Origin of the sequence: Paenibacillus sp. LjRoot153 (assembly GCF_964253085.1) — a bacterium.
GTDB lineage: Bacteria > Bacillota > Bacilli > Paenibacillales > NBRC-103111 > Paenibacillus_E.
In genome coordinates this window covers 5,178,258-5,192,010 of the sequence record NZ_CAXUQH020000001.1, presented here as the reverse complement: position 1 = coordinate 5,192,010, position 13,753 = coordinate 5,178,258, and the positions used below count along the sequence as shown (strand labels likewise).

The following is a 13,753-nucleotide window of genomic DNA, read 5'->3' as shown; positions in this document are numbered from 1 at the left end:
TAATGACAATTTCTTTTGAACCTGTACAAGGTATATTCCATTTGCAAAATAAACATATGAGCTATGTGATTCAGCTTATTAATGGTACCTATCCAGCCCATGTGTACTGGGGCCGCTCTATACGATCTGGTCAACTCGGTACGGTGATTCAATATAAGGAAAGAGCTTCATTTAGCCCGAATCCGGTCAAGGAAAATAAAACGATCTCATTTGATACACTCCCACAGGAATACCCTGCTTATGGGACAAGCGATTTCCGTGAACCGGCGTATCAAGTGGCGCTTCCGAATGGCTCAACGATCACTGAGCTTATCTATGATAAGCATCGGATCGTGCAAGGGAAACCTGCGTTAGAGGGTTTACCCTCAACCTATGTAGAAGCAGATCATGAAGCTGAAACGTTAGAAATTGAGCTTGTTGACAAAGTAGCAGGTTTGCGAGCTATTCTGTCCTATTCAGTTTTCGCTGATCATGGCGCAATCACTCGTTCTGTTCGTTTCGTAAACGAGGGTACAGCTGATCTCAAGCTGCTCCGTGCGTTAAGTATGAGTGTGGATTATTCCCATGCGGACTGGGATCTGTTACAGCTCTCTGGCAGTTGGGCGCGTGAGCGTCATATTGAAAGAAGAGCGCTTGCTCCTGGAAAATTGACCGTCGAAAGCCGACGTGGATCAAGCAGCCATTCCCATAACCCGTTTGTCGCTTTACTAGCCAAAGATGCCAATGAAGACTACGGGGATGTGTATGGTTTTAACCTCGTGTACAGCGGAAATTTCGCCGCGCACGCCGAAGTCGATCCTTTTGCTACTGCGCGTGTCTCCATAGGAATCAATCCCTTTGATTTCAGCTGGCTGCTAGAGCCGGGGCAAAGTTTCCAAACGCCAGAGGCTGTTATGGTGTATTCCAATGAGGGTATTGGCGAAATGTCCAGAACATACCACCGTTTATACCGTACGCGACTTTGCCGCGGTGAGTTCCGTGATCGTGTACGACCTGTCCTAGTCAACAACTGGGAAGCGACGTATTTCGATTTTAACGCTGATAAAATTGAGAGCATTGCTCGTGCCGGCAAAGAGCTGGGTATTGAGCTATTCGTATTGGATGATGGTTGGTTCGGCAAAAGAAATGACGATACGACTTCACTTGGGGACTGGGTTGTCGATAAGGCGAAACTCCCTGGTGGACTTGAAGATTTGGTAGAACGAGTGAACAAGCTGGGATTGGAATTCGGTTTATGGTTTGAGCCTGAAATGGTATCGCCAGAGAGTGATTTGTATCGAAAGCATCCAGATTGGTGCCTGCATGTACCGGATCGTCGACGTACGGAAGGTCGTGGGCAGCTGATTCTTGATTTTTCCCGCGAAGATGTTTGTGATGGCGTGATGGCCATGCTGCGTAACATTTTAAGTAGTGCTCCAATCACTTATGTCAAATGGGATATGAATCGGAACATGACCGAAATTGGCTCCGCCGCTTTGCCGCCTGAACGTCAAAGAGAGACGGCACATCGATACATGCTTGGCTTGTATCGCGTAATGGAAACCATTACGACCGAATATCCACACATCTTGTTTGAAAGCTGTTCCGGCGGCGGTGGCCGTTTCGATCCGGGTATTCTGTATTACATGCCGCAAACGTGGACGAGCGATAATACGGATGCCGTATGCCGTTTGAAAATCCAATATGGGACGAGCATCGTGTACCCTGTTAGTTCCATGGGATCGCATGTTTCAGCTGTGCCTAATCATCAAGTGCATCGCATCACTTCTTTGGAAACCCGCGGTCATGTGGCAATGTCAGGTAACTTCGGCTATGAGCTTGATCTGACGAAGTTCACGGAAGAAGAGAAGGAGCTCGTCAAACGTCAAGTTGCCGACTACAAACAACTTCGACCGCTTGTTCAATTTGGCGATATGTATCGCCTGTTGAGCCCGTTCGAGGGGAATGACACAGCGTGGATGATTGTCTCCGAGGACAAGACACAAGCAATGGTCGTGTTCATCCGAGTGCTTGCTGAACCTTATGCGCCGTTGAAGACGTTGCGCTTAAAGGGACTTAACCCTGCCTTCGATTATCAAATCGAAGGCTCGGAAGGGCTATTCCCCGGCGACCATCTGTTATACGCCGGTATATCTGTCGCCGGGTTGCATGGCGACTTCCAGAGCAAAATCTGGCTGCTGAACGCTAAGTAGCAGCAGATATAAAACCCCTATTTCCCGTTTATGGGAAATAGGGGTTTTATTCATTATGAGTGTTGTTGGAAGCACTCTTCGGTGAAATTTATTTTCTGTGATTTCTACAACAACTTTAAAGCTTCAAGGTAACCTTGTAGGGGTGAGAAGAGGGTAGAGAGATGACGAGTGAAGATGGTGAAGAGTAGTCGTGGGAGATCAAGGTTCTTATAGATACCACAGATAATCGTATTAGCGAATAAGCGTGATCGGAATGAACTTGATTCTGCTCAACTTACACTTGAAGTGGATTCATTTTTCTGGAAATTTGCGATATGATAGATGAATTCATACCATCATTTAAGTGAAGGGAGACAATGCTAACATGCTGCAACGACCAAGTCATGACGAATATTCATCCTACTATACGGGGTACATCGGGTTGGTGCCCGAAGGGGACTATGTATCCATTTTGAACAGTCAAGAGAAGGCGCTCGTATCGCTATTTGCACAGTTAACGGAGGATCAAGCTTTATCACGCTATGCACCTGATAAGTGGAGTCTGAAGGAAGTACTGGCTCATATCACGGATACAGAGCGTATTATGAGTTATAGATTACTGCGTATAGCTCGCGGAGATACGACAGATTTACCTGGCTTTGATCAAGATATATTCATAGCGAATGCGTCGTTCGATGAAGTGGCTTTAACGGATCTGGTGAAGGATTTCCAAGCAGTGCGACAAGCTACGTTGGCACTGTTGCCTTCAATCACTGAAACGGCGTGGACACGTTTTGGGACAGCGAATACGTTCGCAATTTCTGCCAGAGCCATTGCCTATGTGATCGCAGGTCATGCTCAGCATCATCTTAACATCGCTGAGCAGAAGTACTTATAGCAAAGAAAAAGCCTGAAATCCAGAAGTGGATTTCAGGCTTTTTTTTAGTAAAGCGAAAGTGCCAGCGAATCTCGTTCATTCAAGGAATGAAGAATCGCTTCGCACCCGACAATCTCGATGCTAATGATTGAATCCAGACATTTCTTGAGTGTTGCTCTTCCTTTGGTAACCTTGGCCTCAAGTGCTGACTTCAGTAAATTGAACTTCTTTTTATTTTTCTCATCGGAGTATACGGGTACAGGTTTGTTATGAATCGTTATAAACATTTTCATGAGTTCCACCATCCTAAGAATTGGATATAGTACTAGCATATCGGATTATTATTAATAGAACCTTAAAATAGTTTTACAATTTTAAGACAAATAAGAGATTGCTATGTATTTTCGTATATAGATAATACGATTTAGCGGCTGAAAATGTTTCATACAATGGCCAGGAATATTGAATATTGTGTGAATTTAATCAAATGAATCATGTTAGGTGTGCTGCATGTTTTGTCGATAGGCTTTAGGTGATGTAGCGAAACGTTGTTTAAATGCACGATGAAAGTAAGGGTAAGAGCCGAAACCACAGCTAAGAGCAATTTGTTCTAAGGACATGGAGCTATCATGCATACGCTCGACCGCGCTGGATAGGCGCACTTCTGTCGCATATTGGATCATTGTTTTACCGAAATATTCTTTGAACAAATGAACTGCTCGGGAGATGCTTAGTCCTACATGGTCTGCCACATCTTCAATTTTGAACGCTGCTGTAGCATGTGCCTCTATAAATCGTTTCATGCGAGTGCCTGTGAAAGGGCGACCCTGCACCGTTTCTGTTGCCGCACGTTCAAGATAAAGGCATAAGGCTTGAAGCAAATATCCGCTTAGCTCGGGATTCTCTTCCTCCATTCTGCGTTTCTCCAGGCTTAATTGCCGCCACAGTGAGATCATTCTGGGGTCGAGGTCAATGCGCATACAGGTTGGTCTATTGTTACGCTTCCACCAGGCATCAATCCAGTCACCTTTACAAAATAGGTAGTAGTCTCCGCTGGCTATTTTACTGTCATTGTGCGAGAGCTCATTCTCAATACGCAGTTCATAGGGATCCCCTGGCTTAAAGAGGAGTAAGTGGCCAGCTTCTATTGTGATCATTCGTCCGTCGACAAGCGCTTCACAAGTTCCTTCTGTTTGTAATCGAAAAAGATAAGATTGGAGCCCAGATTTGGTACTCACATAAAACGGGTCCATATGAAATGAATACCCACAAGTTAATAGTTCAGCTTTCATGTAATTTCGCCTTTCGTAGCCAAATAAGAGATGTTTTAATTATATCGTGAATGGTCATAATAGGCTAATCTCGCTTATACTAAGGCCAAGGTTACTATTTTCGATTTCACTTATGAGAAAAGAGGAGAACAAATGGGACGTTTAGGAATTGGACTTCAATTGTACACATTGAGAGATGATATGGCACGTGATATGGAAGGTACACTTCGCCATGTTGCGAAGTTAGGATATGAGGGTGTTGAGTTTGCTGGCTATTATGACATGCCTGCAGATAAGCTTAAAGGGTTGCTCGATGAGCTTGGATTGAAAGCTTTCGGAAGCCACATTAGCTTGCAAAGATTCCGTGATAATTTCCAAGGTGAGATCGATTATTTGAAAACAATCGGTGCTACATATGCCATTTGTCCTTATGTTGGTGCTGAAGAGCGCGAGTCCGTTGATCAATGGAAAGCCCTAATTGCTGAGTGCCAGTCATTAGCAGTTAAGACCCAAGAACAAGGTCTACAATTCCTATATCACAACCACGACTTCGAATTCCATTACAAAGTGGAAGATGAGTTCGTTTTCGACGCGATGTATGCGAACAATGATGCAATTAAAGTCGAAATGGACGTATGTTGGGTACAATTCGCAGGGCAAGATCCACTAGCGTACATTGCCAAATATGCAGGACGTCTTCCTTTGGTGCATTTCAAAGATTTCACGAAGAACGCTGAAGGTAAACTAGTTACTTTGGAGCTAGGCTTAGGCGATGTTCCTCTTGATAAAGTAATTGTTGCTGCTGAGCAAGCAGGTGTCGAATGGCTTGTTGTGGAACAAGATCACTGCCAGAAAGCACCTTTAACTAGTATTGAAAACAGCTTCAATTGGGTCAAAGAGCATTATTTAAACGTTCATAACTAATTCATTCTTATAATTCGAAGGAGCATTCATCACATGAGTAAAATTAAAGTAGCCGTCATTGGCTGTGGATCCATTTCCAAACATAGACATATCCCAGAATACGCTTCAAATTCAAATGTTGAACTAGTAGCATTCGTTGATCCAATCATCGAAAGAGCTGAGCACTACGCACAGCTGCATGGCGGTAAAGCGTACAGCAACTATGTTGACATGTTGAAAGCAGAAAAAGTTGACGCAGTTAGCGTATGTACACCTAACTACCTTCACGCTGAAATCTCTATTGCCGCGGCTAATGCCGGTGCGCATGTGCTTGTAGAGAAGCCAATGGCTACAACAGCTGCTGAATCCGAGGCGATGATCGAAGCTGCGAAGAAAAATGGCGTGTTCTTGATGGTTGGCCACAACCAACGTCTAATGCCTCCGCATGTGAAAGCCAAAGAAATCTTGGAAACAGGTAAGCTTGGAAAGGTTCTTACATTCCGTACATCCTTCGGTCATCCAGGTCCTGAGGGTTGGAGTGTTGATGGTCGTGAGAGCTGGTTCTTCCGCAAGGAAGAAGCAATTATGGGCGCAATGGGCGATTTAGGCGTACACAAGTCTGATCTTATCCGTTGGTTGCTTGATGACGAAGTAGCTCAAGTAGCTGCGTTCGTTGGTACGCTTCACAAAGATGGAACAGACGTCGATGATAATGCAACTTGCTTGCTACGCATGAAAAGCGGTGCAACAGGCTCACTAGTAGCGAGCTGGACGTACTACAAAGGTCAAGATAACTCCACAGTTCTATGGTGTGAGAATGGCGTTATCAAAATCGATACTGACCCTAACGATCAAGTGATCGTTGAGCTTCGTAATGGTTCGGTTGAGCGTTACAAAGTGGGTCAAGTAGCAACGAATGAGAAACAAACATCCAGTGGTGTTGTCGACGAGTTCGTTACTAGTATTCTAGATAACAAACCACCTCGCATTTCTGGCGAAGAGGGCTACCAAGCGTTGAAAGTAATTCTTGCAGCGTTCGAATCCGAAGCTACTGGTAAAATCATTAATCTCTAAGTTATAGAGTTAAATATTGAAGAAGCTCATCCCATATGGGGTGAGCTTCTTCTTGTTTATGACGGCAAATTGGAATGAAAAAGCCCCCAATCCTCAAGATGAGAACTAGGGGCTAGGAACATGCTTCTTAACGTCCGCCGATATCAATGGAAACGGAGTTAGACTTGCCTACAATCGTTTCTTTGGAGTCTTTGACTTGTACTTGGATGTCCCAAAGGCCTGTTTTGAGTAGAGCCCCTTCAACCAACGCAGTAGCGGTGTGCTCATCTTTCCAAGTCGTCGGTATCGCTTTACCATTCAAAGTTACGTAACCTAGAGGTGGAAGATTATTACCGGTAACCGTAATTGTTAAACTCGTGCGACCCGAAATATCTTGCGAGTCCGCTTCTACTTTATCTAAAGTAATTGGTCCGAAACCAAGGATATATTTAGGATCAATGATCGGTGTTAAATAGTTTTTGTAAGCGTGACGATCTCCGAAAAGGATGTCATATTGTAAGGTTTCGTAATTTTTCAAATCTTCTTCTTTAATATTCATTTCAGCAAAGTGATCCTTTGGCGGGATAACAGGATACTTTTTAGCCAATTCCGTTAGGAAATTTGTATAATAATTACCTTGCTGCTTCGATAATTCGATTAAATAAGGGCCTAAGAATGAAGGGCTAATATTCAAATTGTCCTTACGTTGTGTATCGAAATTATTCCATACGACCAACGGGACACTGTACATTTTTTTCAAGAAATCAGGATCATCTTTACCGCTAATATACTTCGTGTCAATATATGTTGCATAATCATCACCAAGTGCTGGCAGGTGATCGCCCCAGAAAGCGATAATCGTAGGCTCGCCTTTTTTCTCGTAGTATTCCACTAATTCCTTCAACATATTATCAGACCCATTAATACCTTGGGCAAGCGTTTCAAGCATCCCAACCGAAGAAGCGGAGAAGTTGCCTGTTACATTAAAGGTGTTTTTTGGGAATTTGCCAGGGTAGAAATGAAAATGATTTTCCATCGTGTTCGCAAACACGAAATCAGAGCCTGCGCTTTGCTCAGTTGCATGAATAATGTTAGCAGCAACCTCGCTATCCGCGATATAAGGACCGGAATACGTCGGTTTAAAATACTCAATCGGAATATATTTGGAAAAGCCGAAATCTTGATATATTTTATTACTATTAAAGTACCAATTATAAAAAGGGCTAATAGCAGTCGAGGTGTAACCCTGACGCGCATAAATACTTGCTAATGAATCGACTTCATTTGAAATATATTGATTATAGGCAATGGAGCCTTGTGGCAAGAAACGCATGGAGTTTCCAGTAAGTACTTCGAATTCCACATTGGCTGTCCCACCGCCATATTGCGGTGAAAGCATCGTTCCACTCGTTCCGGTCTTCTGCAGTTTATGGAAGAAAGGAATCGGATCTCTGTCGAACTTAGCGCCAGGGATAATGGTCGGATCCCAGAAAGCTTCGCTTAAAATGACAATAACGTTCGGTTTGATTGGTGTTGTTGAATCACCAGCTTTAACCGGTGGCGTCGGTGATGCATTTACGATGGCTTCAACAGCTTTATCATCATAACCTTCACGATGATCAGAAAACATGGCTTTGGTATTCAAAACGGTGGCAAGCGCATACCCGTTTGTTTTGGTGTTCTGTACTTGATTCCAAACAGCTGCTTCGATGCCAAACCACTTCTGAACAGGCAATGGTAGGTCCATATAGACAGCTAAGAACATAACTAAACCAATTCCAGCAAGAATTCCACGTTCTTTTAAAGCTACTTTTTTAATAAACATGGTTGTACGGTAGAGGATGAAGTAACTGCCAACAAGGAACAGGAGAATGACAGACAAGACATTAAATGTCAAAATGTTGGATAAATACTTCACCATATCGGAGGCTTCGCCTGCTACAACTAAATCCCATGGAGTTAAAGGCACGCCTAGTATTTTGAGCTTTACGCCGCTAATGAGGGCCAAGATAATGAGGAAACCGGCAATCACCCAATACGCGATTCGAGTTCGCCCAATGATGGCAACGAATAACAATAGAAGGCTTACAACGATCCATTCGTTGTAAAGAAGCTCCAGAACATGCTTGTAGCTCCAAGACATCATTTCAATGTAGTTCCCGCGGCTCAATATTTCCATGATCAAAACAGGGATTAGTGCAAGAAGTAAAAGTGGCAGTCTTGGCCGAATTACTAATAACAATCGTTCAATGTGTTGTTTCATAAATTCTCCTGTACAAATATAAGTTAAAAGTCCTTGAACACCTGATATTATATCATGCATTTCGACATTATTCGATGGTATCTCTATGAAAAATAGATAGTTTGCAGGAAAATGATGGCTATATCAAGAATACTTATAAAGAGGAGATAAGTTAGGAGGGGACTCGCGTATGGCAAAAGAACAAATGCGACTAAAGAGAGAAGCAGTTATGCAACTTCAACATCGGAAAATGACAAAAAGTGCGTTTTTTCGTCGTGGATTGTTCTTATTCATTGGTGCCGTTTTAATGTCAGTTGGATTAGAAATTTTTTTAGTGCCTAATCGAATTATTGATGGGGGAATCACGGGGATTTCGATCATTTTATCTTATTTGACGCAAGGGCCGATCGGTGTGTTCTTGTTCTTATTAAATATTCCTTTCCTATTCATCGGTTATAAATTGATTGGTAAAACCTTCGCCTTATCTACGCTCTTTGCCATTCTTGTCATGTCAGCAGGTACAGCCTTGCTTCATCCAGTGAAGGAACTTACGAACGATCCGTTGTTAGCCGCGGTATTCGGCGGGATTATTCTTGGCATTGGTGTGGGGATGGTAATCCGTTTCGGGGGATCACTGGATGGTACAGAAATCGTTGCGATTCTCGTTTCGAAAAAAATTCCTTTCTCGGTCGGCGAAATCGTTATGTTTTTCAACTTATTCATTCTTGGAAGTGCAGGGTTTGTCTATACATGGGACCGTGCAATGTACTCGTTAATAGCTTATTTCATTGCTTATAAAATGATTGATGTCACCATTGAAGGGTTCGATGAGTCGAAGTCTGTGTGGATTATTAGTGACAACTTTAGAGAAATTGGCGAAGCGATTCTGGATCGTTTAGGACGCGGCGTCACTTATTTGGAAGGCGAAGGCGGTTTCTCTGGTGATAACAAGAAAGTCATCTTTTGTGTGATTACACGTTTGGAAGAAGCCAAGTTGAAATCCATCGTGGATGGACTTGACCCTAAAGCATTTCTTGCAGTTGGTAATATCCACGATGTCAAAGGCGGAAGATTTAAGAAAAGAGATATCCACTAGTCGGATTTCTCCTTCTCGATTTCTTTATCCCTATGTGTAGAACCTCGCTCAAAAAAACCCAAATTTCTTAGCTGCTGAGCAGCATCCTTGCTGCTCGGGCTTCCGAGCTTTTTCAAAATATGACCCACATGAATTTTTACTGTTCGCAATGAAATGAAGAAACGATTTGCAATTTCCGTCTGCGTATGACCTTGATCGATCATATCAAGAACTTGAAGTTCGGTTGGGGTGATGAGATCCCGCACTTCTTTGATCTTGAATTGCTGCTCCAACCGTTTGAGTCTGCGGAATTCCTCGCGCATCTGTTCAGAAACAGCTGCATTAATAGCGGACTGGCGCGCATGAGCCGCGCGAATAATGCCTGGGAGCTCCTCGAAACGAGATTTAATTTGATAATCGATTGCTCCTGCTTGGAAGGAACGGAAAATGAAATCCTTTTCCTCCATCGAAGTTAACATGATGACTTTGGCGCCCCAAGATAAAAAGGCTTGCTCCGCTAGTCCTATGCCCGCTGGTTCATTTTGAAGCATAATATCCATAAGTACGACATCAGCAGAAGGTGTGGCTTGACCAAATAATGCTTGAGCATCTTCTGCTGTAGATCGGCTCTCCACGACAGTCATATCTCCTTGACGATTCAAATAATCCGTCAGACCGCGCAGCCAATCCAGATCATCTTCCACGATGAGTATGCGAATTGAATCCATTCCGATACTTCCTCTCTACAATTCTAACGCTGTCCTGGAAATGTCAAATATACACTTGTACCTTTACCGGGTTCACTGCTAATTTCCAAACTACCACCGTGTTTTTTCATGACGCTATAGCAATAAGCAAGGCCGAGACCAAAGTTATTCCGGTTGCCACTTTTTGTAGTGTAGAAAGGTTCTACAGCTTGCTTGAGGACTGATTTCTCCATTCCCATGCCTGTATCTTTAATTTCAAGTACAATATTTTTTTTGCTTGAAAAAGCTTTAATTGACAGCTCACCGCCGCTGCTCATCGCTTCAATGGCATTCATCAGGATGTTTGTTAACGTTTCCGCGACTTGAATCTGATCCAGCCTAAGTTCGAGCTGATCTGGAAGCTCTACTTGTATTTGAATGGTGCCACAGTAAACTTCAAGAGGGGTTAAGACATCTTGAATTAACTGACGTACGTCAACCTGTGAAGTACGAAGTGGCAATTCTTGCGTTTGTTCATGTACACGGCTAATCATGTCCTGAATATGCCTGGAGGCGTTCATCACCACATGAATGTCTCTGATTAGCTCTGTTTGCCCCGTGTCAGCTGCGTGCTGGTTCATCTTTTCCAGAAATAAACGCATTTTTCCTACATCATTTTTGATTGCATGATTAAGAATGGCTGTACCGGATGTAATAGCACGGAGCGTGGAATCCAGCTTGCGTCGTTCAATGAGCAGCCGGATCCCGAGAAACCCGTATTTGAAAAACGTAAATACAAAGAAAGGAACCACAAAGGCCAAAATCCATACATGATAGATCCATAATCGATAGAAACCGAAGCTGGGCATGACATAATTGAGCACGCCAACACAAAGTATAGGCGGGAGCAGTGCAAGGCATGTGAACAAATGTGTCCGTTTCATAGCTGGAAGATGCTCTTTTTTGAGAGCAATCAGTATGGAACCGATGATGATGTATGGGAAAGCCCAGGTCGCGACTACCCGGAAGTCAATGGGCATTTCTTCAGTATATCCTGGCAATAAGATCAGACAAGCAATTGGCGGTACTAGCAATACAAGCGGTAACCAAGTTCGCAGGAGAGGCTTCTGCCAAGTGGAATGATAGGCTAAAGATAGCATTGCGAAAGCATATGGTAAGCCATAGTAGGAAAGCAAGGAGCAGATGCCCATAACACGATAAAACAATGAACTCAGTGATGGATTTGGTGATGTTAACTGAAAATATGGGATGATATCCGATGATATGACAGCTGCTAAGGCCCCAGATCCACCAGTAAAAGCAACTGCGCTCATCCAGCGCATGGTACGTGAACCGGGATCTACAATAAGTAGTCCTGATGCGATAAACCAAAGTGCAAAAAGGACAAAAAGCATGTGTTCCCCCTCAATCAAGTCAATATATAGTCTTATTGTGGCATGACGTAATCGTTTGCACAAGAGTTTCCTTTCTAACATATGGGAGGATTTGGGCATGAGTTCTCGAATTGTTGGTATACGAAAGGAGTGAACCGATATCGAAGTGAAGAAGAGAAGATCATTTCCAATCCTCCAGATTGTGGGTAAAGTACTGCTAACACTCATTTTCATCATCGTCATTACGGTCATTTTATCCATAGCTGCAGCTGTCCTTGCCGTGAGAATTAACCCTGATCTTATCGTAAGTATGGAGGCTGTCACTAGTAATCCCTTTTTTATTAAAGCGTCATTATGGGCACAGATTGTAGGTTTCATAAGTGGTGTTTGGTTGGGTTTTTATTTATTTGAGCGGAAAAAGGGATGGAAACTAGGTTTTCATTGGACAAGATTCGGCCGTCGGTTTGGAGAAGGCTTCCTATGGGGGGGCGCGCTGATAACCCTTAGCAGCTTAGGGATATGGTTATTCGGAGGCATCCATTTTGTTCAGGTGGAATGGAATGTATCGAAGGGATATGCGATAGGAGGGAGTTTTCTTCTCTTTATCGGAGTAGCAATCAATGAAGAGCTATTTGCGCGCGGGTATTTACAAGGTCTTGTGAAAAATCGCTACGGGCCGAAAATAGCTGTAGGGGTGTCGACGATTGTTTTCGCCTTACTGCATAGCTTTAATCCTGGGATGTGGACTACTGTGTTGCCGTTTATCAATATCCTTTTGGCTGGCCTTTTGATGGGGCTATGCCGTGAAATTACTGGTAGTCTATGGATGCCCATAGGACTTCATCTGGCGTGGAATTTTATGCAGGGGTGTCTATTCGGCTTTGATGTTTCAGGGATTCCGATGTCATCACTTATTACGACAGAAACGAGAGGTTCCATGATAATTTCTGGCGGGGATTTTGGGGCAGAGGGAAGTTTAATTACGTGCGTTATTCTTGTACTTGGTATCATAATGATTTATAACTATAATCAAACACGAAATCGTTCTAAACAAACAACACAAGTCATTAGCAACAATAACAATCATTGAGGGGGATTAATCTTTGAACCAATATGAAGTCATACATAGTGAATGGGAAGGGGAGTCGACGCTCAAACTCGTCGACCATCAAGCAGATGCCGTGGCCGAAATTATTCCGGCCGTCGGACTGCACCTGTTCCGCTTCGATGTGCGGAACCACAGCTACATCGCGAAGCCCGATGCCTTGTCGGAGCTTCGCGTCAATTCCTCGCGCTACGGCGTGCCCATTCTGTTCCCGCCGGGGCGTGTAAAAGAAGCGGCCTTCACCTTCGGTGGCCGCGAATACCGGCTCCCGGCGAATCGGGAGCCAGATCACGCCCACGGCCAGCTGCGCGAGCGGCCGTGGAAGGTCGTTGCCAGCGGCGCGGACGCAGCTGGCGGGGCTTATGTCTCCGCGGAGTTTGATATCGCGGAGACACCGGACATGCTGGCGTATTTCCCACACGCCGCATGCTTCCGCTTTACGTACCGTCTGCAGGACGGTACGCTGTCGCTCAGCGGTGAAATCGCCAACCGAGGCGGCAATACCATGCCGCTGTCGCTTGGCTTTCACCCGTACTTCGCGTTCGCGGAGGGCGAAGCGGACCGCGTGCGGGTAACCATTCCCGCGGTGGCAGAATGGCCGCTGTCCGCGGGTGGGTTTGCGGCAGGGGAGCCTGTGCCGACAGCGCTCACTGCGGCCTTACAGGAGGGCGCGAATGTCTCGTCGCTGCCAGGATATCCTGGCGGGTCACAGATGCTGAGCATCGCGCCTGGGTCACAGATATGCGAGATTGCATACGAAGCTCGCAACACGAAACTTATCTTTGAGATGGGAGACAAATTCCCAATTCATGTTCTATTCACAGCGCCATGGACAAACGCAGTTTCACTTGAACCTTATACAAGTATCATGAACGTGTTCAATGAATCATATCTGTCAGAAATCTCAGGCGCACAAAGCTTGGAGGAAGGTGCGACCTTTACCTTCAACTGGGCGATCCATGTTGAAACGAAGTAA

The 13,753-nt window shown here is 44.3% G+C and carries 12 protein-coding genes; 7 read left to right on the top strand and 5 right to left on the bottom strand.

The window, feature by feature from the left end; translation table 11 throughout:
- The first annotated feature begins 2 nt into the window (after positions 1–2).
- Positions 3–2,192, top strand: coding sequence for an alpha-galactosidase (locus tag ACSQ8P_RS22705; RefSeq protein WP_436237246.1), 2,190 nt, complete (start codon positions 3–5; stop codon positions 2,190–2,192).
- A 364-nt stretch (positions 2,193–2,556) separates the two neighbouring features.
- Complete coding sequence (locus tag ACSQ8P_RS22700; RefSeq protein ID WP_436237245.1) at positions 2,557–3,069, top strand: DinB family protein; 513 nt, start codon at positions 2,557–2,559, stop codon at positions 3,067–3,069.
- Positions 3,070–3,113: 44 nt separating this feature from the next.
- Here the strand turns inward: ACSQ8P_RS22700 and ACSQ8P_RS22695 are convergent, their stop codons facing one another.
- Together ACSQ8P_RS22695 and ACSQ8P_RS22690 are read right to left on the bottom strand one after the other, a co-directional pair.
- Positions 3,114–3,341 carry a hypothetical protein gene (locus tag ACSQ8P_RS22695; RefSeq protein ID WP_028554145.1) on the bottom strand — a complete coding sequence of 76 codons (228 nt, stop codon included), beginning with the start codon at positions 3,339–3,341 and terminating at the stop codon, positions 3,114–3,116.
- A 204-nt stretch (positions 3,342–3,545) separates the two neighbouring features.
- Complete coding sequence (locus tag ACSQ8P_RS22690) at positions 3,546–4,301, bottom strand: AraC family transcriptional regulator (RefSeq protein WP_436237244.1); 756 nt, start codon at positions 4,299–4,301, stop codon at positions 3,546–3,548.
- A 171-nt stretch (positions 4,302–4,472) separates the two neighbouring features.
- Here ACSQ8P_RS22690 and ACSQ8P_RS22685 point away from each other — a divergent pair, with 171 nt between their 5' ends.
- Both ACSQ8P_RS22685 and ACSQ8P_RS22680 read left to right on the top strand, forming a co-directional pair.
- The gene (locus ACSQ8P_RS22685) at positions 4,473–5,243 is read left to right on the top strand and encodes a sugar phosphate isomerase/epimerase family protein (RefSeq protein ID WP_436237243.1); all 771 of its coding nucleotides are present in this window, start codon (positions 4,473–4,475) and stop codon (positions 5,241–5,243) included.
- Between the two features lie 33 nt (positions 5,244–5,276).
- A complete protein-coding gene (locus ACSQ8P_RS22680; protein WP_436237242.1) occupies positions 5,277–6,296 on the top strand; it encodes a Gfo/Idh/MocA family protein in 1,020 nt (339 codons plus the stop codon).
- Positions 6,297–6,423: 127 nt separating this feature from the next.
- Here the strand turns inward: ACSQ8P_RS22680 and ACSQ8P_RS22675 are convergent, their stop codons facing one another.
- Entirely contained in the window at positions 6,424–8,538 is a 2,115-nt protein-coding gene (locus ACSQ8P_RS22675; RefSeq protein ID WP_436237241.1) for a sulfatase-like hydrolase/transferase, read from the bottom strand.
- A 208-nt stretch (positions 8,539–8,746) separates the two neighbouring features.
- Between ACSQ8P_RS22675 and ACSQ8P_RS22670 the strand changes: the two genes are divergently transcribed.
- Positions 8,747–9,613 (top strand): YitT family protein, encoded by an 867-nt coding sequence (locus tag ACSQ8P_RS22670; RefSeq protein ID WP_436239583.1) that lies wholly within the window; start codon positions 8,747–8,749, stop codon positions 9,611–9,613.
- On the opposite strand, the gene ACSQ8P_RS22665 is transcribed toward ACSQ8P_RS22670, so the two are convergent.
- Entirely contained in the window at positions 9,610–10,320 is a 711-nt protein-coding gene (locus ACSQ8P_RS22665; RefSeq protein WP_436237240.1) for a response regulator transcription factor, read from the bottom strand. The two genes, ACSQ8P_RS22670 and ACSQ8P_RS22665, sit on opposite strands and share 4 nt — an antisense overlap.
- Positions 10,321–10,343: 23 nt before the next feature.
- Positions 10,344–11,693, bottom strand: coding sequence for a sensor histidine kinase (locus tag ACSQ8P_RS22660; RefSeq protein WP_436237239.1), 1,350 nt, complete (start codon positions 11,691–11,693; stop codon positions 10,344–10,346).
- A 145-nt stretch (positions 11,694–11,838) separates the two neighbouring features.
- Between ACSQ8P_RS22660 and ACSQ8P_RS22655 the strand changes: the two genes are divergently transcribed.
- Positions 11,839–12,762, top strand: a complete 924-nt coding sequence (locus ACSQ8P_RS22655) for a CPBP family intramembrane glutamic endopeptidase (RefSeq protein ID WP_436237238.1) — start codon at positions 11,839–11,841, stop codon at positions 12,760–12,762.
- Positions 12,763–12,775: 13 nt separating this feature from the next.
- On the top strand, positions 12,776–13,753 hold the full coding sequence (locus tag ACSQ8P_RS22650) for an aldose 1-epimerase (RefSeq protein ID WP_436237237.1): 978 nt from the start codon (positions 12,776–12,778) through the stop codon (positions 13,751–13,753).

Coding starts and splice junctions, on each gene's coding strand:
- ACSQ8P_RS22680 (WP_436237242.1), top strand. CDS start 5,277: ATGAGTAAAATTAAAGTAGCCGTCATTGGCTGTGGATCCATTTCCAAA.
- ACSQ8P_RS22705 (WP_436237246.1), top strand. CDS start 3: ATGACAATTTCTTTTGAACCTGTACAAGGTATATTCCATTTGCAAAAT.
- ACSQ8P_RS22700 (WP_436237245.1), top strand. CDS start 2,557: ATGCTGCAACGACCAAGTCATGACGAATATTCATCCTACTATACGGGG.
- ACSQ8P_RS22660 (WP_436237239.1), bottom strand. CDS start 11,693: ATGCTTTTTGTCCTTTTTGCACTTTGGTTTATCGCATCAGGACTACTT.
- ACSQ8P_RS22695 (WP_028554145.1), bottom strand. CDS start 3,341: ATGAAAATGTTTATAACGATTCATAACAAACCTGTACCCGTATACTCC.
- ACSQ8P_RS22675 (WP_436237241.1), bottom strand. CDS start 8,538: ATGAAACAACACATTGAACGATTGTTATTAGTAATTCGGCCAAGACTG.
- ACSQ8P_RS22665 (WP_436237240.1), bottom strand. CDS start 10,320: ATGGATTCAATTCGCATACTCATCGTGGAAGATGATCTGGATTGGCTG.
- ACSQ8P_RS22685 (WP_436237243.1), top strand. CDS start 4,473: ATGGGACGTTTAGGAATTGGACTTCAATTGTACACATTGAGAGATGAT.
- ACSQ8P_RS22690 (WP_436237244.1), bottom strand. CDS start 4,301: ATGGACCCGTTTTATGTGAGTACCAAATCTGGGCTCCAATCTTATCTT.
- ACSQ8P_RS22670 (WP_436239583.1), top strand. CDS start 8,747: ATGCAACTTCAACATCGGAAAATGACAAAAAGTGCGTTTTTTCGTCGT.